The sequence below is a fragment of the Chryseobacterium lathyri genome (assembly GCF_030812195.1).
GTDB classification, from domain to species: domain Bacteria; phylum Bacteroidota; class Bacteroidia; order Flavobacteriales; family Weeksellaceae; genus Chryseobacterium; species Chryseobacterium lathyri_A.
The window spans coordinates 958,949-983,039 of record NZ_JAUSSF010000002.1 but is presented as its reverse complement, the minus strand read 5'-3'; the positions used below and the strand labels follow the sequence as shown (position 1 = coordinate 983,039).

24 protein-coding genes are annotated in these 24,091 nt (G+C 37.5%); 11 read left to right on the top strand and 13 right to left on the bottom strand.

All coding sequences use genetic code 11. The annotated features are described in order from the left end of the window. Nucleotides 1-58 precede the first annotated feature (58 nt). The 5 genes from J2T03_RS14735 to J2T03_RS14715 form a co-directional block, all read right to left on the bottom strand. Entirely contained in the window at nucleotides 59-2,128 is a 2,070-nt protein-coding gene (locus tag J2T03_RS14735) for an Ig-like domain-containing protein (RefSeq protein WP_307212175.1), read from the bottom strand. Between the two features lie 200 nt (nucleotides 2,129-2,328). Next, nucleotides 2,329-3,006 (bottom strand): RluA family pseudouridine synthase, encoded by a 678-nt coding sequence (locus J2T03_RS14730; RefSeq protein WP_306841577.1) that lies wholly within the window; start codon nucleotides 3,004-3,006, stop codon nucleotides 2,329-2,331. A gap of 3 nt (nucleotides 3,007-3,009) precedes the next feature. Further along, a complete protein-coding gene (locus J2T03_RS14725) occupies nucleotides 3,010-3,333 on the bottom strand; it encodes a hypothetical protein (RefSeq protein ID WP_306841575.1) in 324 nt (107 codons plus the stop codon). Between the two features lie 3 nt (nucleotides 3,334-3,336). Then, on the bottom strand, nucleotides 3,337-4,152 hold the full coding sequence (panB, locus tag J2T03_RS14720; protein WP_111958535.1) for a 3-methyl-2-oxobutanoate hydroxymethyltransferase: 816 nt from the start codon (nucleotides 4,150-4,152) through the stop codon (nucleotides 3,337-3,339). A 64-nt stretch (nucleotides 4,153-4,216) separates the two neighbouring features. Next, nucleotides 4,217-4,930: a Crp/Fnr family transcriptional regulator gene (locus tag J2T03_RS14715; protein ID WP_062652074.1), complete on the bottom strand. Its 714-nt coding sequence runs from the start codon at nucleotides 4,928-4,930 to the stop codon at nucleotides 4,217-4,219. Between the two features lie 89 nt (nucleotides 4,931-5,019). On the opposite strand from J2T03_RS14715, the gene J2T03_RS14710 reads away from it, so the two are divergent. The 10 genes from J2T03_RS14710 to J2T03_RS14665 all read left to right on the top strand — a co-directional run bounded on the left by J2T03_RS14710 (nucleotide 5,020) and on the right by J2T03_RS14665 (nucleotide 15,527). Continuing rightward, nucleotides 5,020-7,395: a heavy metal translocating P-type ATPase gene (locus J2T03_RS14710; protein WP_307212173.1), complete on the top strand. Its 2,376-nt coding sequence runs from the start codon at nucleotides 5,020-5,022 to the stop codon at nucleotides 7,393-7,395. A gap of 109 nt (nucleotides 7,396-7,504) precedes the next feature. Further along, nucleotides 7,505-7,732, top strand: a complete 228-nt coding sequence (gene ccoS, locus J2T03_RS14705; protein ID WP_184162681.1) for a cbb3-type cytochrome oxidase assembly protein CcoS — start codon at nucleotides 7,505-7,507, stop codon at nucleotides 7,730-7,732. 5 nt (nucleotides 7,733-7,737) lie between these two features. After that, on the top strand, nucleotides 7,738-9,999 hold the full coding sequence (gene ccoN, locus J2T03_RS14700; protein ID WP_306841565.1) for a cytochrome-c oxidase, cbb3-type subunit I: 2,262 nt from the start codon (nucleotides 7,738-7,740) through the stop codon (nucleotides 9,997-9,999). 16 nt (nucleotides 10,000-10,015) lie between these two features. Continuing rightward, complete coding sequence (locus J2T03_RS14695) at nucleotides 10,016-10,216, top strand: cbb3-type cytochrome oxidase subunit 3 (protein WP_111958529.1); 201 nt, start codon at nucleotides 10,016-10,018, stop codon at nucleotides 10,214-10,216. Between the two features lie 10 nt (nucleotides 10,217-10,226). After that, complete coding sequence (locus J2T03_RS14690) at nucleotides 10,227-11,108, top strand: cbb3-type cytochrome c oxidase N-terminal domain-containing protein (protein WP_306841561.1); 882 nt, start codon at nucleotides 10,227-10,229, stop codon at nucleotides 11,106-11,108. 95 nt (nucleotides 11,109-11,203) lie between these two features. Beyond that, entirely contained in the window at nucleotides 11,204-12,658 is a 1,455-nt protein-coding gene (gene ccoG / locus J2T03_RS14685; RefSeq protein ID WP_306841559.1) for a cytochrome c oxidase accessory protein CcoG, read from the top strand. 60 nt (nucleotides 12,659-12,718) lie between these two features. Continuing rightward, nucleotides 12,719-13,171: a FixH family protein gene (locus J2T03_RS14680; protein ID WP_307212170.1), complete on the top strand. Its 453-nt coding sequence runs from the start codon at nucleotides 12,719-12,721 to the stop codon at nucleotides 13,169-13,171. Next, the gene (locus J2T03_RS14675; RefSeq protein ID WP_307212167.1) at nucleotides 13,162-13,917 is read left to right on the top strand and encodes a sulfite exporter TauE/SafE family protein; all 756 of its coding nucleotides are present in this window, start codon (nucleotides 13,162-13,164) and stop codon (nucleotides 13,915-13,917) included. The genes J2T03_RS14680 and J2T03_RS14675 overlap by 10 nt, the downstream gene beginning before the upstream one ends. Before the next feature lie 17 nt (nucleotides 13,918-13,934). Further along, nucleotides 13,935-14,672, top strand: a complete 738-nt coding sequence (locus J2T03_RS14670; protein ID WP_307212166.1) for a hypothetical protein — start codon at nucleotides 13,935-13,937, stop codon at nucleotides 14,670-14,672. A gap of 78 nt (nucleotides 14,673-14,750) precedes the next feature. Further along, the gene (locus tag J2T03_RS14665; protein WP_306841555.1) at nucleotides 14,751-15,527 is read left to right on the top strand and encodes a hypothetical protein; all 777 of its coding nucleotides are present in this window, start codon (nucleotides 14,751-14,753) and stop codon (nucleotides 15,525-15,527) included. 75 nt (nucleotides 15,528-15,602) lie between these two features. Here J2T03_RS14665 and serS read toward each other — a convergent pair whose 3' ends face one another. From serS to J2T03_RS14645, 4 genes are all read right to left on the bottom strand, one after another. After that, the gene (gene serS, locus J2T03_RS14660) at nucleotides 15,603-16,871 is read right to left on the bottom strand and encodes a serine--tRNA ligase (protein WP_307212164.1); all 1,269 of its coding nucleotides are present in this window, start codon (nucleotides 16,869-16,871) and stop codon (nucleotides 15,603-15,605) included. A 66-nt stretch (nucleotides 16,872-16,937) separates the two neighbouring features. Next, nucleotides 16,938-17,444, bottom strand: coding sequence for a hypothetical protein (locus tag J2T03_RS14655; RefSeq protein ID WP_307212161.1), 507 nt, complete (start codon nucleotides 17,442-17,444; stop codon nucleotides 16,938-16,940). 26 nt (nucleotides 17,445-17,470) lie between these two features. Beyond that, nucleotides 17,471-18,715, bottom strand: coding sequence for an oligosaccharide flippase family protein (locus tag J2T03_RS14650; protein WP_307212159.1), 1,245 nt, complete (start codon nucleotides 18,713-18,715; stop codon nucleotides 17,471-17,473). Next, entirely contained in the window at nucleotides 18,712-19,848 is a 1,137-nt protein-coding gene (locus J2T03_RS14645) for a glycosyltransferase family 4 protein (RefSeq protein ID WP_307212157.1), read from the bottom strand. Before J2T03_RS14645 ends, J2T03_RS14650 begins: the two co-directional genes overlap by 4 nt. A 125-nt stretch (nucleotides 19,849-19,973) precedes the next feature. Here J2T03_RS14645 and J2T03_RS14640 point away from each other — a divergent pair, with 125 nt between their 5' ends. Further along, entirely contained in the window at nucleotides 19,974-20,720 is a 747-nt protein-coding gene (locus tag J2T03_RS14640; RefSeq protein WP_307212156.1) for a class I SAM-dependent methyltransferase, read from the top strand. Nucleotides 20,721-20,749: 29 nt separating this feature from the next. On the opposite strand, the gene J2T03_RS14635 is transcribed toward J2T03_RS14640, so the two are convergent. The 4 genes from J2T03_RS14635 to J2T03_RS14620 all read right to left on the bottom strand — a co-directional run bounded on the left by J2T03_RS14635 (nucleotide 20,750) and on the right by J2T03_RS14620 (nucleotide 24,086). Beyond that, on the bottom strand, nucleotides 20,750-21,238 hold the full coding sequence (locus J2T03_RS14635; protein ID WP_307212152.1) for a hypothetical protein: 489 nt from the start codon (nucleotides 21,236-21,238) through the stop codon (nucleotides 20,750-20,752). 103 nt (nucleotides 21,239-21,341) lie between these two features. After that, nucleotides 21,342-22,121: a (Fe-S)-binding protein gene (locus J2T03_RS14630; RefSeq protein ID WP_307212149.1), complete on the bottom strand. Its 780-nt coding sequence runs from the start codon at nucleotides 22,119-22,121 to the stop codon at nucleotides 21,342-21,344. Continuing rightward, a complete protein-coding gene (locus tag J2T03_RS14625) occupies nucleotides 22,111-22,734 on the bottom strand; it encodes a hypothetical protein (protein WP_307212147.1) in 624 nt (207 codons plus the stop codon). Before J2T03_RS14625 ends, J2T03_RS14630 begins: the two co-directional genes overlap by 11 nt. A gap of 11 nt (nucleotides 22,735-22,745) precedes the next feature. Then, on the bottom strand, nucleotides 22,746-24,086 hold the full coding sequence (locus J2T03_RS14620) for a 4Fe-4S dicluster domain-containing protein (protein WP_306841541.1): 1,341 nt from the start codon (nucleotides 24,084-24,086) through the stop codon (nucleotides 22,746-22,748). Nucleotides 24,087-24,091 lie beyond the last annotated feature (5 nt).

The window sequence follows — 24,091 nt, the reverse complement described above, 5'->3', positions numbered from 1 at the left end:
AAACAAAAGCCCGAAGCTGCTTACAACTCCGGGCTTTTTATTTTTTTATTTAAAATTTTTATTTTTTAATCGCTTTTACGTGGCCAATACTTCCGTCTTTCATACTAAGATTTAGAATGTATAACCCTGATTTCAATTCTCCTAAATAAATTTCTTGAGATGGATTCTCAATAATTTTTATCATTCTTCCTGCACTGTCAAAAATCTGAATAGATTTTACTTTTTCAATATCAGTAATGGTGATGATATCTTTAAATGGATTAGGATATACTTTCATCTGATCTTTAGCATTCACTTCGGATGTACTTAAGCAGGCGCTGTCCACTGTTGCAGTAACAGTTGTTCTTGCACTCTCACATTTGCTGGTAATCTGCCAGTCATAGAAGTAATAATAAGATGTTGAAGCCGTATTTCCGGTAAGGTTACCTGCTGTTATAGATAATGCTCCCGGAACCGTAAAGGGATAACTTCCCCAGGTGCCTCCTGATTCTCTTATTAATCCGGACACGTTGCCTGATCTTGTTAACATCATTAGTTTATAATTACTTCCCGGCTGAATTGTAAAATTCAAGGGAACATAAGTCTTTACATAAGGAGCTGCAGAACCCGTCAGGTTTACTGTAATTGTCTGTAATGTTACAGCAGGGGAAACATTCCCATCCTGTAAAGCAATTTCTACAGTTCCAGCTCCTGTACCCATCGGGTATACATTTACCCCGTTAATAGTAACAGTAGAATAAACATCAAAAAGCAAGCCTGCATCCAGTGTATAACCTGATGTAGATATAGCATTCGTCATTCCGGTTGAAGATGTATTTCCAGTTGAAGCAGTTACATAATAAGGAGTGGTACTGCTTAATACAGGAGTTGTAAAACTCGGTCCTGTACCTACTACATTTCCTGCCGTAGCAGCATCATACCAGGTTATAGATGCTCCGGTATCTGCTGTAGCCGAAAGTGTTGCAGTCTGATTAGGACAAACAGTAGCACCAGCAGTTGTAAGAATTGCCGGTGGCAGGCATTGTGTTACAACCTGTATAGGCTGAAGCGACCATACACTCGTATTTCCGCCTCCACAATTTGATCTGATCCAGATATAATATAATGTAGAAGGCGCCAATGATCCTATGGAAGCTGAAGTCCCGGGAACATTTGGATTAGTAGGTACTGTAGAAGATGTTGGAGGTGTGTTGGCAGTACTGTAATAAATATCATACCCTGATGGAGCTGATGAAGAGGCAGTCCAAGATATGGAAGCGCCATTACTGGTGGTTGTACCTGCCGTAAGTCCCGATGGAACATAGCATGTTGGCGGTGTCCAGGTATAGGTTAACCCCGCAGAAGGCATTCCCGGAATTGAATTAGCTGTATTGAACGCCTGTGTACTGTTATTTGCGGTTCCCACAGTAGAGTTTATAAATTCCAGTGTTGTTGCATTAAGCCGGCTATTAAAATCAGCTGTGGAAGCCCCTCTCAGGCCGATCTGAGCTGTTCCTGAGACAGTTGTACTTCCTACTAAATAAGCCCCGCTGCTATAAACCATTTCAATAATATTCGAGGTTTCCTTTAAACGAGCCTGAAATGAAAAAGCATATACCGCAGCTGTAGAGGTACTGCTATTGGGTCTGAAGTTTTTCCATTGAATAACAGCCTCCCTGTTGGGAGCCGAACCGATGATTTCCCAACTGATATTCCCGGTAGATCCACTGATGTCAAAAAAACTACTTATGTCCCTTCCAAAAACAGAAACTGCCCCATCATAGGCTGTAGTACTTGATATTGGAGTGGTGGTAGTTGTGCCCGGAGCCGTTGCACCAAAAGTGACAAATCCGTTCGTTGACACGTTCAATGCGTTGTACGAAGTTCCGTTAAATACAAAATCGAAAGGCAGGGTTAAAGGGTAAACATTACTGTTAAGGTTTGTTGTCGAAGTATTACCAGTGGCATCTGCCAATGCAGTTCCTACAATAGGAGTATAGGTTCCGGAAGACTGGGTAAAACTATAAGCACTTACCTGTGCTGATACTAAACTACTGCCTGTAATCAAAGCGGTAAAACTGAATAAGGCACTTTTTAAATACTTTACTTTTTCTCTTCCTTGAGAAAAAAAATTGTAAAAATGTTTCATATGGGATTGGATTAAATTCCCAACTAAGATATTAATTTTTACGAAAAATTAAATAAAAAATAAGATTTACCTCATTATTTATATTAAAAACAAGTAATTTATCACAGATAATGGAAAAAACAAAACCAGGCAACCAGCAGTGAAATTCAATGTTTAAAGCAAAAAAAAAAATCCTGTAAAAATATACAGGATCAGATTTTTTATTCTTCGCAGGCCTTCCAAATGGCATCATTCTGCGGAACGGGAGCTGTAATTTCTATTTTTTCTTTGGTAACGGGATGAATAAACTCCAGTTTTCTTGCATGAAGATTAATTCCACCGTCCGGATTGGAACGGGGAGCTCCGTATTTCAGATCTCCTTTGATAGGAATCCCTGTTTTTGAAAGTTGTGCACGGATCTGATGATGCCTTCCGGTTTCCAGATCAATTTCAAGAAGCATATAATTATCTAATGTTTTAATAACATGATAAGTCAGAATGGCTTCTTTTGCCCCTTCGGTTACTTTGGGAAAAACAATTGCCTTATTGTTCTTTTCATTCTTTTTCAAATAATGAACAAGTCTCTGACTCTGAGGAATCATTTCTTTTCCCACAACAGCCCAATAGGTTTTTTTAACCTCTCTGTTCTTGACCATCTGGGTAAGACGGGAAAGTGCTTTGGAAGTTTTGGCATAAATGACCAGACCCGATGTCGGGCGGTCTATACGGTGAACTAAGCCGAGAAAAACATTTCCCGGCTTAGCATCTCTTTTTTTTATAAAATTCTTAATAGACTCCAGCAAGGATTCATCACCGGTTTTATCGCCCTGAACAAGCTGTCCTACTTTTTTGTTAACCACCAGAAGATGGTTATCTTCATATACAATCTGCTCCTTCATACATTACGAACGCCTTGGCCTGTTGGTGAAAGAAATGATAATTCCTCCGAGAAGACCAATTGTTTTAAGCATTGAAAGTTTAGAATCTGCCGGCAGAAATGCTCCGATTACACAAATTGCCGCCGCTACGTACATGGCGTACATAAAATTTTTATTGGCAAGTAGCGGTGCCTGAACGAAGAAACTCGCTCCTATCAATACATAAAAGACTTTTCTGGAGAGAAGCTCGTTGATTTCCGGGGAGAATAAATTAAACCAGCCTACCGCCATACATATAATTGCTGCGATGGATAAGATTCCCTGAAGAGATTGTTGTTGGTTCATCATCAATTAGTAGCTTTCATTTTCATTAGGAAATTCAACACTTTTCACATCTTTTACATACTGGGCAACGGCTCCGGTAATTTCTGTATACAGATCAAGATATCTTCTTAAGAACTTCGGGCTGAAACCTTTATTCATCCCAACCATATCATGATATACGAGAACCTGTCCGTCACAGTCAGCTCCGGCACCAATCCCGATAGTCGGAATAGAAATACTTTCCGATACTTTTTTGGCTAAATCAGCAGGAATTTTTTCTAAAACAATTGAAAAGCATCCCAGTTCTTCCAAAAGCTGTGCATCACTGATCAGTTTTTCAGCTTCGGCTTCTTCTTTAGCTCTTACTTTATAGGTTCCGAATTTGTAGATAGACTGCGGTGTTAGTCCCAAATGTCCCATTACAGGAATTCCGGCATTGATAATTTTTTTAATAGATTTTGAAATTTCTTTTCCCCCTTCAATTTTTACAGCATGGGCCCCACCTTCTTTCATCATTCTTACCGCTGATTCCAATGCTTTCTCAGGATTACTCTGGTAGGTTCCGAACGGAAGATCTGCCACCACAAGAGCTCTGTCAACTCCACGAACAACACTTTGAGCATGATAAATCATCTGATCCAGCGTGATCGGCAAAGTGGTTTCAAAACCAGCCATTACATTGGCTGCAGAATCCCCAATCAAAATAGCATCAACACCTCCGGCATCTACCATTTTTGCGGTGGTAAAATCGTAAGCGGTAAGCATTGTTATTTTTTCCTTGTCGAATTTCATTTTTCGCAAGGTTTCAGTCGTAACTTTTTTAATTTCAGAATGAACAGACATAATGTATCTATTTTTTAAAAGTTAAAAAAGTCGGCTTTCGCCGACTTAAGTTTTTGTATGATTGTTATAAAACTACGTGACCTAGTTTCATCAGTTTGTCGTGGTTCAAAATTTTGATATTCCTTCCGTCTACTTCTATGAGACTGTCCTGTTTGAATTCAGAGATCAAACGGATGGCACTTTCTGTAGCAGTACCGATGATGTTGGCAATTTCTTCTCTGGTGAGCGAAATTTTAATAAACCCTTCAGGATCTACTCCCAATTTCTGTTCCAGAAGAATCAGGATCTCTGCCAGTCTTTCTCTTACCGTTTTCTGTGCAAGGAAGGTTATAGTATTGGATGATTCTCCCAGTTCGTAAGAGATTTTCTGAAGCATCGCAAAAGAAAGCTGCGGATCTACCTCCAGAAGATACATGAAAACATCTGCCGGAAGGAAAATGCATTCAATGTCTGTCATAGCCTCAGCTTTTGCCTGGAAATTTTCCCCGCAAAGTAATGAACGATAGCCGATAATATCCCCCTCTTTGATAAATCTTAAGATCTGATCTTTTCCAAAAGCTCCGGACTTGGAAAGCTTGGCGGCTCCTTTTTCTAAAACGTATACTCCCTTTGGCGTTTCTCCGTCTTCGAAAATCGTGTCGTGCTTCTGAAAACTTAATTTTTTCTTGCTGTTAATATATTTTTCAAAATCAGTGCTAGAAAGTCTTTCCTTAAATGATTTATCATTAAAAACTCTGGCGAACCTCTCTTCAATTGCAATCTGTTGTTCCTGCGACATTTTATATGACATTTATCACAAAAATAGAACTTTTTAACGCGATAAACAAAAAAAATTGTTATAATTTTGTAGTTCAATATATTATGGTGGTGAGCGAGAACTGTTTTCATTGTGGTCAAGGTATAGAAAAGGAGCGAATTTTATTTGATGAAAAGACTTTCTGCTGCAATGGCTGCAAGTCTGTCTACGAAATTCTGAATCTCAATGATTTAACCAATTTCTACGAACTTAATAAAAGAGCAGGAATTCGTCCCGATGAAAGCTCTTCCCAATTTGAATATCTTGACACTCCGGAGATCTTCGAAAAAATTACGGATTTCTCAGAAGGAAAAACAAGTCTTGTTACTTTTAAAATTCCTGTAATACACTGTTCTTCATGCATATGGCTTCTGGAAAGCCTGCATACTTTGAATGAGCACATCAATTACTCTCAGGTAAATTTCACCAGAAAGACCTTGCAGATCTCATTCAATCATAACGATCTAAAATTAAGCGAATTAGCTAATTTCTTAACCAATCTTGGCTATAAACCCGTTATCAGCCTTGAAACCGCTGATAAAAACGTAGATCATCTTGACAAATCTCTGCTTATAAAATTCGCCATTGCCGGTTTTGCATTCGGAAACGGAATGTTCCTGGCTTTCCCTGAATACGTAGGAGGTGAAGATTTCTGGATGGAACATTATAAAGGACTTTTCAGAACACTGATGTTCCTTTTGGCATGTCCGGTTGTATTTTATTCCGCTTCGGATTATTACAAATCTGCCTGGTATGGATTAAAGAATAAAATTGTTAACATCGATGTTCCTATTGTTCTGGGGATACTTGTTCTTTTCGGACGAAGCATTTACGAAGTGGTTACAGATTACGGTCCTGGATATTTTGATACATTGTGTGGATTGCTTTTCTTTATGCTAATGGGGAAAATTTTCCAGAAAAGAACGTATAGCGCCTTATCCTACGACAGAGATTATAAATCATTCTACCCTATTGCGGTTACCAAAGTAGACTTCGAAGGAAAGCAGGACAATATTCTTCTTTCTGAAATTAAGGTAGGGGACAGAATTTTGGTCAGAAACCAGGAAATCATTCCTGTTGACGCTATACTGATCAACGGTGAAGGAAATATAGACAACAGCTTTATCACCGGAGAAAGCGAAAGCATCAGCAAGCAGCCGGGTGATAAAATCTTTGCGGGTGGAAAGCAGATTGGCTCGTCATTAGAGTTAGAAGTAATCAAAGATGTGGATCAAAGTTACCTGACACAGCTTTGGAACAAGGAAGCTTTTAAAAAGCATGAAACAGGCCTTGATACACTAACCAACAATGTCAGCAAGTATTTCACATTCATCATTTTAGGCATTGCATTAATCTCAGGAATTTACTGGGCTTTTATTGATCTGAACACCATGTTCCAAGTAATTTCAGCCATTCTTATTATTGCCTGTCCTTGTGCACTTGCATTATCTGCACCATTTACTTTTGGGCACATCATGAGGATTCTAGGCCGTAACAAGTTTTATGTGAAAGATACTCTGACAATTGAAAAGATCGCCAAACTGGATACCATTGTTTTTGACAAAACGGGAACCATCACCCACAGAAAAAAATCAAATATCAGATATGAAGGCTCCGAAATTAATGAATTTGACCGCCTGAATATCAAAACATTATTAAAGAATTCCAATCACCCGCTTTCTAAATCTCTGTATGAATTTATTGAGGTCAATGACGATTATTTCCCGGTAGAGAATTTCCGTGAGATTTCAGGAAAAGGGTATGAAGCCAGCGTACGAGGAAACGTATATAAAATCGGCTCTGCCCGTTATAATAATCAGGAACCCAAAAACCTTGAAACTGCTGTATATATCAGCAAAAATGGAGAATTTTTAGGTAAATTCATCTTCAAAAATGAGTATCGTCCGAAATTAAAAGAGCTGTTCACAAAGCTTACGAGCTACAAAATATTCATTCTGAGCGGCGATAACTCTTCTGAAGAAAACCAACTTAAAGAACTTATCCCCACATATCAGGGAATGGCTTTTAATCAAAGCCCGGAAGACAAACTCAACTATATCAAAAATCTTCAGGATCAGAACATGAAAGTAGCTATGCTGGGAGACGGCCTTAATGATGCCGGAGCATTGAAACAAAGTAATGTGGGAATCGCTATTGCCGATGACACGAACAGCTTTACGCCTTCTTCTGATGTGATCATGAATGGTGATAAAGTAGTGACATTAGACAACTACCTGAATGTCTGCAAAGGATCGATTACCATTGTAAAAATGACATTCATAATCAGTTTTTTATACAATATCGTTGGTTTAAGTTACGCAGTTACAGGCCAGATGCATCCGCTCTTTGCAGCAATCATCATGCCAATCAGTTCCATTACCGTGGTTGCATTCACTACTCTTTCCACCTGGATTTTAGGCCGGAAATATTTCAAAAAACAGGCGTAGAAGCCCTTATTTAGACTGATTTTAAATTAGCTGAAATCCGCATTTCGTGATGAATGTCATTATTTTTCACTAAATTTGAACCCCGAAAATAGGTTAATTTTGTTGTCCAATGGATATTCTATATTTAATGATCCTCTGCAGTGTTTCTTTGGCTGCGATTTTCTTGGTCGTATTTATAGTGTATGCCCGAAAAGGGCAGTTTGAGGATGATGAATCCCCGGCTGTCAGAATCCTTTTTGATAATGGAGAAATCAAGGAAAAGGATGAAAACGGCAACAAAGATAAAGACGAGAAAAAAATAGGAGAGAATAATAAAATTGAAGAAAAAAGTGAATAGTTGATATGGAAACACAAAAGTTTAGTTATGACAACAGTATTGTCCGTGCGTTCCTTTATGCGACCTTAGTTTTCGGTCTTATAGGATTTACGTTCGGGCTTACGGCGGCATTAATGCTTTTCTACCCGGAATTGCCGGAATTTATATTCGGTACAGATGATACAACCATCAAAAGCCTTGCATCAGGCAATATTCAAGGGTTAATAAACACTCATGGTGCATTTGGTTTTGGTAGAATCAGAATGCTTCATACCAATACCGTGATCTTTGCATTTGTATGTAATATCGTTTATACCGGTATTTATTACTCATTACAGAGATTATTAAAAACAAGAATGTACAGTGATACATTATCCTGGTTGCATTTCTGGACTTGGCAGTTTATGATCGTTGCTACGTTCGTTACATTCTTTATGGGGATCAATACTTCAAAAGAATATGCTGAACACGAATGGCCGATCGACATATTGATTGCATTCTCATGGATCATTTTCGGGATCAACATGTTCCTGACCATTGCAAAAAGAAGAGTAAGACACCTTTATGTGGCTATCTGGTTCTATATCGGTACATGGATTGCGGTGGCAATGCTTCACATCTTCAATAACCTTGAAGTTCCATTATCTTTCGCCGGCTGGAAATCATATTCAGCATATGCAGGGGTAAAAGATGCTATTGTACAATGGTGGTACGGTCACAATGCCGTTGCATTCGTACTGACGACTCCGGTTCTTGGTTTGATGTATTACTTCCTTCCGAAGGCAGCAGACAGACCGGTTTTCTCTTATAAACTGTCTATTATTCACTTCTGGTCATTAATTTTCGTATATATCTGGGCTGGTCCTCACCACCTTCAGTATACAGCTCTTCCGGCATGGGCGCAGGCTGTGGGAACTGGTTTCTCTATCATGCTTATCGCACCGTCTTGGGGAGGAATGCTAAATGGTCTTCTTACGCTGAGAGGAGCTTGGGATAAAGTAAGGGAAAACCCTATTCTTAAGTTCTTTGTAGTGGCTGTTACATGCTACGGTATGGCAACATTTGAAGGTCCGCTTTTGGCAACTAAAAACATCAACAAAATTGGTCACTTTACAGACTGGGTTATTGGTCACGTACACTTAGGGGCTCTTGGGTGGAATGGTTTCATGGCATTCGGGGTTATCTATTATTTAGTACCCATTATGTGGAGAACAAAACTTTGGTCTGTAAAACTAGCTAACTGGCACTTCTGGTTAGGGACATTAGGAATTATTTTCTACGCAGTACCAATGTATATTTCAGGATTCACACAAGGTTTGATGTGGAAACAGTTTAATCCGGACGGTACTTTGATGTACAAAAACTGGTTGGATACAGTAACTGCTATCATTCCTTATTTCAAGATGAGATTCTTAGGAGGTATTTTTTATATTTCCGGATCTATCTTAATGATCGTTAACGTAATCGCTACGGTAAGAAAAGGTTCATTCCAGAAAGAAGTTCCTGCTGAAGCACCTGCGTTGGCTAATATTGGAAACAAACGTAAAGAAGGTGAAGGGACTCACTTATGGCTTGAAAGAATGCCGGTATTATTAGGTATCTTATCTTTCTTCACTATTTCCATAGGTAGTTCAATTGAAATTATCCCTACACTATCTCTTAAGAAAAGTGTACCTACAATTTCAGCTGTAAAACCATATTCACCGCTTGAGCTGGAAGGTAGAGATATTTATATCCGTGAAGGATGTAATGCTTGTCACTCTCAGATGATCAGACCGTTCAGGGATGAGATCACCAGATTCAACGGTAAGAACGGACAGTATTCTAAAGCGGGAGAATTTGTATACGACAGACCATTCCTTTGGGGTTCTAAGAGAACAGGACCGGATTTACATAGAGAGGGAGGTAAAAACCCAAGTTCTTGGCACTACAAACACATGTATAACCCAAGATCTACATCAGCAGGTTCTATCATGCCTCGTTATCCTTGGCTAATTGCTACTAACTTAGACAGATCTAAAATGGTAGACAAAATGAAGCTGATGAAGAATACATTTGAAGTTCCTTATACGAAAGCTGAAATAGATTCTGCAAACAAATGGGCAGACAACCAGGCAACAAAGATCGTAAAAGACATCTTCTCTGAAGCTAATGACCTTAAGGTAGCTTATGCTAAGAGACCTCAGGGAGAATTGGAGAAAAAAGAGATCGTAGCTCTTATTTCTTATCTTCAGAGATTAGGGACAGATATCAAGACTACAGAAATAAAAACAGCAAGTACTAACTAAACATTAAAAGGTTCACATGATTCCTCAGAACTTTAAAGATATATTATCCAATACAGAAAACGCTGGTCTCTACCAGACGTTGGCTCTGATTTTCTTTATGCTGTTCTTCATAGCTCTGGTAATCTATGTTTTTAGCAGGCCTAAAAAATATTACAAAGAGGAAGAAGAGGCTCCACTTGGGGATGACGAGGATGACGATTTTAATTTAAAAAATTAAACTATTTATTATGAAACAAAGAACACCTGTTGTTGTAAACATCTTAATAATAACTGGACTTTTAATAGTTTTTTATTATTTGTTTGTACAGAGCTACTCGTTCCTAGCTTCACCTTACTTCTGGGGAACTGTTGTGATCAGTGCTATCTTGGCATACATCCACAGTGCTATTGGAGATTTGATTGAAAATAATAAATTCAAAAAGCTATCTCCGGAAGAAAAAGCAGCTTATCTGGCAGAAAAGAAAGTTCCTTTCTTAAGAAGAATGTACGACAGTGCATTCAAAAAACAATCTGCTACAGAAGAAAAAGATATCCTTATCGACCATGGCTTCGATGGGATCATGGAATTGGATAACCAGCTTCCAAAATGGTGGGTAGGTTTATTCTATTTTGGGACTGCTTTTTGTATTGTATATATCGCAGCTTATTCCTTCACAGATTTCGCACACCCGTTGAGCGAATACGAGCAGGAATATAAAGAGCAGATGGCCAGCATTGCAAAATATGAATCTGAACAGCCTCCTGTAACTATAGAAACAGCAAAATACTCTGCCGACAATATCGCAGAAGGAAAAGAACTATTCAAAACCAACTGTGCATCTTGTCACAAAGAAGACGGAAGTGGTGGTATCGGTCCAAACCTTACTGACAACTACTGGATCAACCAGCCGGAAAAGACTTTATTTAAAAACGTTTTCCACATGGACTGGAATGGTTCTCCTACTAACCCATCGATGAGAGCATTCGGTAAGAACGGAGAAGTTTCTGGTGCAGAGATTGAAAAGATTGCAGCATATGTATATCACATCAATCAGGAACAACCGCCGGTGACGCAGGCCCAGGGAGGAGCTGCTCCTCAGGGAACCGAAGCGCATTGGGAAAAAGAATAATTTTAAGAAATTAGAAACATATGAAAAAAACATAATTTGTTATTAGATTAAAATAGTAACGAATTATGTTTTTTCTTTTTTAAAATATATTACAAATGTCAGACATAGAAGAAATAGAAGTACGAGGTGGACAGGGCCAGGTTCTGGATCCTGAAACTTACAGAGATTCTATCGGGACAATGGAGCAATCCGGTAAGAGAAAATGGGTATTCCCGAGAAAACCAAAAGGGAAATACACCAATTATAGAAACATTGTAAGTTATGCTTTATTAATTATTTATTTTACAGTACCATTCCTCAAAATCAATGGCAATCCGTTCTTTTTGTTTAATGTTATCGATAGGGAGTTTTTCATTTTCGGACAGCCTTTCTATCCACAGGACTTTTTTATCCTTACTCTAGGTGCTATTGCATCCTTAATATTTATCATCATTTTTACGATTGCGTTCGGAAGAATTTTCTGCGGATGGATATGCCCTCAGACAATTTTTATGGAATCTATCTTCCGTAAAATTGAATATCTTATTGAAGGGGACCGAAACAGGCAGATGAAGCTGGACAGACAGGAATGGAACAGCGAAAAGATATGGAAGCGAAGCTTGAAATGGTCGGTTTATGTGATCATCTCCCTGATTATCACACACTTTATGCTCATGTATATCGTTGGTTATCAGGAAATCTTCAGAATTATATCAGAAGGGCCTTTTGCTCATCCTACCAACTTTATTATAATGGTTCTGTTTTCAGCAGCATTTTACTTTGTATTTGCTTGGTTCAGAGAACAGGTTTGTACTTTGGTTTGTCCATACGGCAGACTTCAGGGCGTTTTAATTGATAAAGACACGATTAATGTTTTCTACGACTTTAAAAGAGGAGAAAACAGATCTAAATGGAGAAAAGGTGAAGACCGTAAGGCTGCAGGAAAAGGAGACTGTATCGACTGTCATCAGTGCGTAGTTGTTTGTCCTACAGGAATTGACATCAGGGACGGGCAGCAGCTGGAATGTGTAAACTGTACCGCATGTATTGATGCATGTGATGAAGTAATGGAAAAAGTAGGCCTTCCAAAAGGACTCATCCGATACGCATCGGAAAATGAAATTGAAAACCAGACCGAATTCAAATTTACAGGCAGGATGAAAGGTTTTGCGGTGGTTCTTGTTTTATTAGTGGGATTCCTCGGATTCCTTCTATACAGCAGAGGAGAAATGGAGGCGAAATTCATTAAGCCGGCAGGAAGCACATTCTTTGTAAGAGACGGTAAAATTACCAATACTTACAATTATACATTCCTTAATAAAACCAACGATAAAAAGATTGTAACAATAAAAATTCTTGAGCCTGCACACGGTGAGGTCACCTACAGTGCATCCAGCAAGATCCAGGTAGACCGGGATAAAATTTCGAAAGGAACAATCAATATCAGCTTCCCGGAAAATGATATGAAACTTTCAAAACAAAACATAACTATTGGCGTATATGATATGAAAGGTAAGCTTATAGATTCTTATCAGACGTATTTCGAAGGGCCATTCAAACTGCAATTTTAATTAAAAAGCCTCTATAATTCAAAATCATGAGGTTCAAAACAGATAAAAAATCCGGAAGAAATGAAAAACTTTAGTTGGGGACACGGTGTAGTCATTGCATTATTTGCGTTCATTGTTTTTATATTATCCATGCTGTTTCTTTTCCCGAATGGGCAGAAAAATTCTGAAATGGTAACCGATAATTATTATGAAGAGGAACTTAAGTACCAGGATGTAATTGATGCTAAGAAAAGAGCAGACGATCTGCAGGAAAAACCTGTGTACTCTCAGGAAAGAAATGGAATTAAGATTACTTTTCCAAAAGAATACAATAATACAAATACTACGGTAAAATTTGTTTTAAACAGAACCGACGACCAGAATTTAGACATAAAAAAATCTGTACAGCTTGATGCCGCTCAATCTATATTTATACCGGGACAGGTATTAAAAGCAGGAAATTACACCCTTAGACTGATGTGGACGAAAGACAAGGCAGACTATAGAATGGATTATGATGTGATATGGAAATAGGACTTATTTTATCGGCAATTGCATTAGGCTTTGCTTCCGGTTTTCACTGTATCGGAATGTGCGGACCTATTGCTCTATCGATGGGATTGACTAAAAAGCAGGCCACCAATTTCTATCTTCAGAATTTAACCTATCAGTTCGGCAGGATCTTCACATACTCTTTATTAGGGGCCGTTCTGGGAATTGTAGGTGAAGGTTTTGAAATGGCAGGCTTCCAGCAGTATCTTACGATCATTGCGGGAATTCTTCTGATTATGATGGCTTTGTTTTCGTTTGGGGGAAAAGATTTTGCCTCTAAGATTCCTTTTCTTTCTAAATTTCTCTTTTCAATAAAATCAAATTTAGGAAGACTGCTGCAAAAAGCAGATTACCGCTCAAGGTTTACAACCGGGCTTCTTAATGGCTTTCTTCCGTGCGGAATGGTTTATATGGCTCTTACAGCAAGCCTGGCAGCTGGAGGAGTGTGGCAGGGAGCTTCATATATGGCTTTATTCGGACTTGGAACACTTCCATTCATGTTTGCAGTAGTTCTGGCCGGAAATCTCATGAATCAAGCTTTTAGAATTAAAATTTTGAAAGCAGTTCCTGTTATTATGATTATTTTAGGAGGATTATTTATACTAAGAGGTCTTGAACTGGGAATTCCTTATATCTCACCGAGAGCTGAAGCTATGACAATTTCTAAAGATCACAACGGTAACTGTCACATTGAAGGACACGATCACAGTTCAACCAACTGTCATTAATACAATTTACTAATTCCATGAAAAAATTCTTTTTATTCATTGTATCTCTTTTTGTTCTGCAATCATGTATCATTAATTCTGAAATTGTCTACCATACAGATGCTGCCTCCACTTCGGTCACAGATATCGACATGAAGCAGTTCATTTCAGAAATGAAGGCCATGACTCCCGATTCACTGAATCAGCAAAAAGAATTCGGAGAAATGGATAAGCTTCCAACCGTTTGGACAAGCTTTCTTGATATTCAAAAACCGGCTGGAAAGCAGGAGACCAACGACCTGGATTCTATCAGGATCATGAAAAAGATCTTTATGAAATCCAATAAAGAAAATAACGAACCAGCTGGCATTTCTTTAAAATTGGAACATTTCACGCAGGCAGATTATCAGATGCTGAGAAATTATAACAAAAAGGAAAAGCTTCCACTGGATCAGAATATTTTCAATAATTGGGACGGAAAAACCCTGACCATTAATACTGAAAACTTCAATCTTAAAAATATTGAAGAATCCCTCAAAGGAAAAGCTTCAAAAGATGAGGCTGAAAAGGTAGAAGGGATGATCACCATGTTCTTCAAGAGCATAGGAACAACCTTGAAGTTTGAAAACAAAATAAAATCTATCACCGGAAAGCATGACTGGGTGAAACAGGTCGATCATCATACCATTAAAATAGATTACGATCTCAAAACCATGTACGATAAAGAGGCTAAGTTCAAAAATGCCGATAAAAAGATTGTGATCGTTACAGAATAAAAAACCGGCTGAGATTTCAGCCGGTTTTTGGTTGGTATCTGTTTTGTAATACATAAGAAAACACTAAAAATTTCAGCAATGATTAAACAGATAAAATTTTTATGGGGCGCCATTCTTTTTATGATTCTACAGTCCTGTTCTATCAATACAGAAACCACCTATTATAAAGATGCAGCAACCAGCATGAAGTCTAATATCCTGATGGATAAAAGTGTAATGGGCATGATGAGCATGATGGGGTCAGATCCAAAAAAACTGAGCGACCTTGATAAGCTTCCTACTGACTGGACAAGTCTTTATAATGTTCAGAAACACGGGAAAATAATGCTTAATGAAGATTCGGCAAAAGTGCTTAAAAAAGTTTACATGAAAGTGGATAAAGATAAAAACGAGATTGTTGGTCTTTCTCTGAAATATGATAAACTTATGCCTTCAGAAATTACTCAACTTTTAGCCAGCGACAAACGCCTGAAGAAAATCCCTTTACAAGACATTGCAGTCTGGGATGGTAAATCCCTGACCATTAATACTGATAAATTCAATTCTGATGGGATTCTTAAAATGCTGGAAGAAAAAGAATCAGAGGAAAAAACAACTCCTAAAACCAAAAGCGATTCTATTGAAGCATACGGAAAACAAATGGCTTCAGGAATGGCTGGTATGCTCAGAATGTTCAATCTTACCTTTACCAATACCCTGAAGTTTCAGAAACCGATCAAAAGCATAGAAGGAAAGCATGATTTCGTAAAGCAGGTTGATAACAAAACCATTGAGATCACTGTAAGATCCAATGATCTTGTAGATGGCAAAAACCTTGTAAATAAAGATAAAAAAGTGGTAATTACTACTGAGTAATTCCATTTTTAACAATAAAATAATAGTCCCCTTCCAAAACTGAAAGGGGATTATTTATTATATAGAAATATTATTCTAGTTGATCAGATCGAATCTCGCATATTCTGCAATTTTCTTAGGAATTCTGATTCCTTCTTCTGTCTGGTTATTTTCAAGCAATGCAGCCATAATTCTTGGAAGTGCCATTGCAGAACCATTCAAGGTATGCACCAGCTGAGATTTTCCTTCTGTTTTGAAACGGCATTTCAGACGGTTAGCCTGGAAAGTTTCAAAATTGGATACAGAACTTACTTCCAGCCACATTTCCTGAGCCGCACTCCATACTTCAAAATCATAGGTCATTGCTGAAGTGAAACCCATATCTCCGCCACAAAGTCTCAACACTCTGAACGGAAGTTCAAGATCTGTAAGGATCTCTTTAATATGCTCTACCATTTCTTCCAGTGCAGCATAAGAATTTTCAGGTTTTTCAAGTCTTACAATCTCCACTTTTTCAAACTGGTGAAGACGGTTCAGACCTCTTACGTGAGCTCCATAGCTTCCCGCTTCTCTTCTGTAGCACTGAGAAAACGCTGTATTTTTGATGGGAAGATCTCTTTCTTCCAACAATACATCACGATAAAGATTCGTTACAGGAACTTCTGCCGTAGGGATTAGGTACAGGTCATCCAGGCCAATGTGATACATCTGCCCTTCTTTATCAGGAAGCTGTCCCGTTCCGTACCCTGAAGCTTCGTTCACAACGTGAGGAGGATTGACTTCCATATAACCTTTTTCAACGTTCTTATCTAAGAAATACTGAACGAGGGCTCTCTGAAGCCTTGCTCCTTTACCCAAGTAAACAGGGAATCCGGCACCGGCAATCTTCACTCCAAGCTCAAAATCGATCAGGTTATATTTTTTGGCAAGTTCCCAGTGAGGAATCGCTCCTTCTCCAAGCCCTGCCACATCATGAGACTGGAAAATATTCTCGTTGTCTTCAGCAGATGCTCCGCTTTTCACTAATTCAAACGGAACATTTGGAATCTGGTATAAAATATCCAATAAGGCCTTTTCCGTTGCATCTAATTGGGACTGCAATTCTTTACTCGACTCTTTGAATTGGGCTGTTTTAGATTTTGCAGACTCCGCTTCTTCTTTCTTTCCTTCTTTCATCAAAAGTCCAATTTCTTTGGAAATTTTGTTGATCTCGGAAAGCTGGGAATCTAATTCAAACTGGATTCTTTTTCTTTCGTCGTCAGCAGCGACAGCATCGTCTACCAACCCAAGATTCTTGAATTGTCTTTTTTTAAGACCTTCTAAAACGCGTTCTTTATTGTCGCGCAAAAAATTGACTTGTAACATTTTATATTAGATGTTAAATATTAGATGTTAACTTAAAAACTAAGCTAACAGTTTTGCAAATTTAAATTATTTTATGATAGTAATGGTATTTATAGCATTGGGCGTATCCGCAGCTTTGGTAAATACGACCTGATTATTGTAAAGAACCTCAGAAACCTGGAATACCGATGGTGTCCAGCGATATTTGATTTCCATTGAATCAATAGTTGTTATCACCACATTGTTCTCCGTTCTGCTCAATGCGAATGCCAATTTGGAATGATAAGTTCTGTTATCGGGGCTTAATGAATCCAGTGTTCTTCTTTTTGCACCCCGTAAATATTCAAAGTAGTATATAGAATCTGTGGTGACTTTAAGAGGTACAGATACCGGAGCCACATTCGCAACACCAAAAACGTCATTCACGGTATAGGAAGAATAGGAACCTGTCTTTTTTGCATTGAGCAGATCTTGTCCTGCACTGTTTTTTATATAGATGTTCAGGACCTGATCAATTCTCTGTAAAGAATCGTCATCGCTTCCACAACTAACCAATGCAAAAAGTACAAATAATAGAAAAACTGAATTCTTCATAAGGCAAAGGTAATAAAGATTTGTAATTAAGGAAGTTTCTTAAGATACAAAAAGAAAAAAATAAGATAAAAAAATCCTGATATGAGTATGGTAGAGGTCATGGCAATTCCCATCCCAAAGACTCCATAGATGGGTATTAATAAATACGCAGTTATAGCAAGAAAAATAAGAGAGGCTATACCCACCCAGGTATTAATTTCTATCTTTCCGACAGCCGGAAGAAGGTTACCGTAAAGATTCCTGGTCAACATCCCTACATTGAACCCTATTAATAAAACCATCAGTAACTCTGAATTATCAATATAGGCAGTTCCGAAAAAATATTTTAAAATATATTGATTAAAAAACATAAAGAAAATAAATATGCCAATACAAACAGGTATAAATACTTTGTGGAAATTAATTATATAAGACGTTAAAAACGCCTTGTTCTGATAGTTTTTAGAGAGCACTGGAAAATCGCTTTGTAAAAAACTGATGGCTAAAAAGGTGATATTGGATGGTATCAGAATGGCAACACGGTAATTGGCAACAGCACTTTCATTCATTAAAAAACCAAGTAAAAGAATGTCTAAAGAGAACATGGTATCAGAAATAAGAGATGTTGCAGCCGTAAATCCTCCATACTTCCACATTTCCCTGTAATTTTTAGGAATAAATTGACGAAATGAATAAATATCTTTTGTAAGCCAAAATAATGAAAGATAGGGTGTAACAGCAATAGCAATCAGGTAACCGTGAAGTTTAAAGAAATAAGTGAGAATGAGAATTAAAAGTAATCCGCCTATATTCACAACATTGTTAATCCTTGCAAACGTTTGATTCTTTCCTGTAATGCGGTAAAAAACCTGAGTATGGTTAACAATATAAAATCCACCCAGTCTAACCGCACAGAAAACAAAAATGAGAAAAATGTCTTCATATCGATTAAAATAAAAAAGGGCCACACTCAAAAACAAAGCAATTAGTAAGATTTCGAATAGAATTCCTCTAAAGAAAAAATAGGAAGATATTTTTCGTTTTTCATCTTCATCAGATGAAATAGATCCAAACCTCATTAAAGCCTGTCCGCTTCCAAAACCCGTGAATGGAAGAAAAATAGTGAGAACAGAAATAACGATACTTAAAACGCCAAACTCATTCTCAGGAAGCAATCTGATAACCAGCAAAGTACCGGCAAAACCACAAATTTTGGCAATCAGAAAAGATAAGAAAACGTAATGTCCATGATTATCAAAAAAACTCCTTAGAAAATCTTTCAAACTTTTCATAAGTTTGAATTTTTACAGACATCATCGTAAACTTCTGAAAACTTCTGCGCAATAATTTCTTCTGAAAATGTATCTTTTGCATATTGAGAGATGGAAAATATATTATCCTTTCTCTTCCCTTCTAAAATTATACGCATTGCCGAAAATAACTGATCTTCATCTACTTTCGTAAGTAAAATCCCAGCATTTTCAGGGAAGAATTCGCTGATTCCTCCAACATTTGTGGATATTACTTGTAAACCGCTGGCAAATGCCTCCGCAATAACACATGGCTGATTTTCATCATCACTAAAAAGAATGAAGCAATCAGACCTTTGCATTCGCTCTGCTATCTGAGATATAGTTTGTATTCCAAAAATTTCTATTCTGTTTTCAGCTTTTGCATTTCTTACCTCCTCTTGCAATTTATCAATATTACCATCACCTCCCAACTGCAAATTAAATTGATATCCTTTCGACAAGAGTTTTAACGCTACTTTTAATATTTTATCAGAATTCTTTCTGGGAATCAAATTAGAAACATGAATAAATGTAAAGTCAATAGATAACTCTTTTTTTGGTTTAAAAATCTTGGTGTCAACAACATTTGGAATAACTGTTATTCCGGTCTTTATACCAATTTTCTTTAAACTTCTTTTTAAATCATTGCTTACGGGTAAAACTTTATCTGCGGTATTTCCAATAAGCTTTGCAATATATTTTGTAATAAAAGGGGTCCGGTTACTATTAACTTCTCTCAAAACCGTCCAATGTTCTGTAATTACAAACGGTATTTTAAATCTTTTTTTAAGATAAACAGCAAAAAGCATAGAATTGTGCATTACATTGGCATGAACTAAATCTGGCACCTGCATCTCAGAAAATCCAATTTTGTAGGCTCTCATTCTCCTTAAAAAATTTTGAGCCGGATTTTTTGAATTCTTATAATAAACAATGCACGTTCTAATACCATTTATTACCTGATCATCCTTCAAATACTTTTGCTTTTGGTTAAAATCACCAATCGCATGCAGTATTTCAACATCATGAATTTTTGCAACCGCTTCCGCATGACGCTGAACAAAGTTTCCATTTGTAGGCTCAATTTTATTGGGAAACCATGAGGAAATAAACAGTATTTTTTTTCTTTTCAAAATTTTATTTAAATTATCTTTGTGAAAACTCAATTAACTGAACTTTCAAAATAATGGTTAAAATTAATAAATTTCTATCTTTTATCCGAATAATTCTCAAAAATCCGAGTCTGGTTAATCTTATTTTGAACAGTAGAATTGAGGCTGAAAATAAATTTAAAGAATATTACACTCCTATTGTCGCTTTACCACAAATAGATATAGAAGAACTGAGTTATGAAGTTCCCGGAACAATTGAAAGCTTTTTACTGGATGGCAGTTCATTAATCACAGATTTACAACTCCTTGTCACGATTGCAGGCAGAAAAGAAGTTAATTCTTATTTGGAAATAGGAACCTGGCGTGGAGAAAGCGTACACAATGTTGCCAAGCTTATTGATGACTGTACAACCATTAATTTGTCTAAAAAGGAGATGCTGAGCATGGGATGGAATCCCAAATATGTAGAACAGCACGGAATACTTTCAGGCAAAAATCCAAAAATTCTTCACTTGGATGCCAATACCAAAACCTTTGATTTCAGTTCACTTAATAAGAAATATGATTTAATTTTTATTGATGGCGACCACAGCTATGAAATGGTCCTCCATGACACTAAAAAGGTTTTTGAACATTTGGTTCACGAACACTCAATTGTAGTTTGGCATGATTACGCATACAATCCTCAAAACATCCGTTATGAAGTTTTCAGGGCAATATTAGATGGTACGGGAAAGGAAAATCACCCATATCTTTATCACCCCAAAAATACAATGTGTGCCATTTTTATAAAAAACAAATTACCAGTATCAGTTTTTGATGAAATGAATATCCCTGAAAGACTCTTCCAGATTGAAATTAAACAGCAGCCTTTTTCGAAAAACCCGCTCTAAGGCTCTGGTTTGTTTGTTTTTTATATCATTTAAGCTATACTTGCCGCCCAGCTTTTTTCCAATGGCAGCAAAAAGTGGCTTAAAAAGTCCAGGTATGTATTTTTAGAAAAATCAAAGACTTGGATATCTTTCGGCAGTTCACCACTTCTCAGCTGAGATTTAAAATCCTGAAGCTTCAATGTTTTTACCTGTTCATTTTGTACAAAGCTGGCTTTCATTCTGTCGAAAAGCCCAAGCTGGTATTCTTCATCGATCTCGCGCATAATCTTTCCTAAAGCATCAATACTGCAGCCTGAAGCCATTTCTTTCTCTTCATCCACACACACCACTATAAATTGATTTTTTTCAATCTTAAAAGATGAGGAAAGCGGTTTTCCGTGTGCAGCCCAGGTCGCCAGGAAATCGAAAAGTTTTTCAGTGATAGCCTTAGCTTCTTTGGTTTCAAAAGGTCTCGATGCCGGGTATATAATAACTCTGTAGTCGTTGGTTTCTACTATGCTGGATTCATCAATTTTCATATCCTGTCAGTTTTAAAAGTATAAAATTAAGAAATATTCCTGAGTTTATGATAAAGAAAAACCCAGACACAAGCCTGAGTTTTTACCTATCTTTTATGTAGTCTTACAGATCTTCGGCTTCTGCAAGAAGCTCTACAATATCTTTTACAGCTACTTCTGTATTTTTGTTAAAATGTTTTACACCATCTGTCATCATCGTGTTACAGAAAGGGCATCCTGTAGCAATTACTTTTGGTTCGAAAGACAATGCTTCTTCTGTTCTTTCGATATTGATGTCTTTATTCCCTTTTTCAGGTTCTTTAAACATCTGTGCTCCTCCTGCTCCACAGCATAAACCGTTGGTTTTGCAGCGTTTCATTTCCACAAGTTCGGCATCCAGTTTCTCAAGAAGGATCCTTGGAGCCTCATATTCATTATTTGCTCTTCCAAGATAGCAAGGATCATGGAACGTAATCTTTTTTCCTTTAAAGGCACCCCCTTCTATCTTCAGCCTTCCCTCTTCCATTAATGTCTTAAGGAACTGGGTATGGTGTACCACATCATAGTGTCCTCCCAGGCTTGGATATTCATTTTTCAGAGTATTAAAGCAGTGAGGACAGGCAGTTACGATCTTTTTTACTTCATAGGCATTCAGGACCTCGATATTGGTAAGGGCCATCATCTGAAAAACAAATTCGTTCCCTGCTCTTTTTGCGGGATCTCCGGTGCAGCTTTCTTCCGGTCCCAGAACTGCAAATTCAACTTCTATTTTGTTTAATATCTTGCAAAATGCTTTTGTAATTTTTTTGGCGCGGTCGTCAAAGCTTCCAGCACATCCAACCCAAAATAAAACTTCCGGGGACTTTCCTTCGGCAGCATATTCTGCCATTGTTTTAATTTGCATTTTCTTTTTGTTTAATTAATAAATCAGCGTAGTATTCCTTTGCCTTTTTCATTACTTCTACCGGAACTACAGATACATACAACGGATTGGCTTCATCATAGTTCAGATATTTCCATGTATTTCCTGTAACCTTGTCATTCAAAGCGATGATCATGGCCTGCTTACTCATTTCCAGCGAGCTGTCATCTAAAAATTTGGCATCCATCCCCTGAACTGCCATCATGCTGATCACAGTTTTCTTTTTACTTTCATCAAACTTCTCTTTCAGAAAAGTCATTTTCATCTTCATTGGATAGGTTGTGAAGGCATATTTAGTATTTTCCTTTGTGGTGAAAATATCAGAAACGTTAAAAGTATTTTTATTGGGATCTAAGATTTCTATTTTGAATTCATCATTACCTTCAAGCAGCATTTTAAAAGTTCGGGTCATTGTCTGCCTGTCTACTTTTTCAAAAATGCCGGGATGGGTAAGATCCAGCATACCGTCATAGTCTCTTTTTTGAAACATAGACATGAATGACTGTGAATCTTCAAGGATTTTTTTCTGATCAGCATTCTGAGCGAATACAAGGCCTGAAAACAGGATAACAAAGAGAAAGAATAGTTTTTTCATCTTTTCAGAGTTTAATCATTAGCCCAATTCAGACGGTCAGCCTGGTTATATTGCCAAGGAGCAGCATTATTTTCTACATTCGTCATCATCAGATTCAGCTCTTGAGGTGCAGCAGACTGTTCCATGACAAGGAATCTTCTCATTTCGAAAATAATAGAAAGCGGATCCAGCAATACCGGACATGCTTCTGTACAAGCGTTACATGTAGTACATGCCCAAAGTTCTTCTTTGGTAATATAATCATTCAGAAGCTTCTTGCCATCGTCTTCGAATTTTCCGTTTTTATCTATATTTCTGCCTACCTCTTCGAGCCTGTCTCTTGTTTTCATCAGAATCAGTCTTGGAGAAAGCTTCTTACCTGTGATATTAGCAGGACATACAGAAGTACATCTTCCGCATTCTGTACAGGAATAGGCATTAAGCAACTGTACCTGGTCGAGATCAAATATATCTTCTGCTCCAAATTTAGACGGAGCATCTGCTGTTTCTCCCTCAGCCGGTGCAGCATAAGGATCTGCATTAGGATCCATCATCAGCTTGATTTCTTTGGTTACGGAATCAAGGTTATTGAATTTTCCTTTTTTATCAAGATTTGCAAACCATGTGCTTGGGAATGCCAAAATGATATGAAGATGTTTTGAATAATAAAGATAGTTCATGAAGAAAAGAATTCCCACAAAGTGAAACCACCATGCACTTCTTTCAACAAAAACCAAGAAACCATTGTCAAAACTAAATACTTCCAGGATTGGAACAAAAAGCATCTGACTGATCGGGAAAGAACCTATATGATGAAAACCTTCTGCATTTCTAGCCTGCAGAACAGATTCTGAAGCATTCATACTAAAGAAGGCTACCATTAAAGCGAATTCTATGATCAGAATCCAGTTGGCATCATTTTTAGGCCAGCCAAAAAGTTCTTTCATATTAAGCCTTTTAACGCCATAGAAATTTCTTCTGATAAAGAAAACAACGACTCCAATGATGACTAAAAGAGCCAGTATTTCCAATGTCGCTGTAAAAAAGTTGTAGAAACTGTCTCCAAAAATGGAAGCTAAAAACCTGTGAGTTCCAAAGATCCCATCAACAATAATTTCTATCAGTTCAATATTGATAATAACAAAACCCACGTATACAAAAAGGTGAAGAATACCTGCAACAGGACGTTTTACCATTTTGCTCTGCCCCATTGCCACTCTGGCCATAGTTTCCCAACGCTCGGCTTTCCTGTCGCTTCTGTTGATTTCTCTTCCTAACCTGATATTTCTGTAAATCTTTTGCAGGCTTTTAGCAAACAGCCCAAATCCTGCAACTAATAAGATCAGAAAAATAATGTTATCGATGTACTGCATAAGGT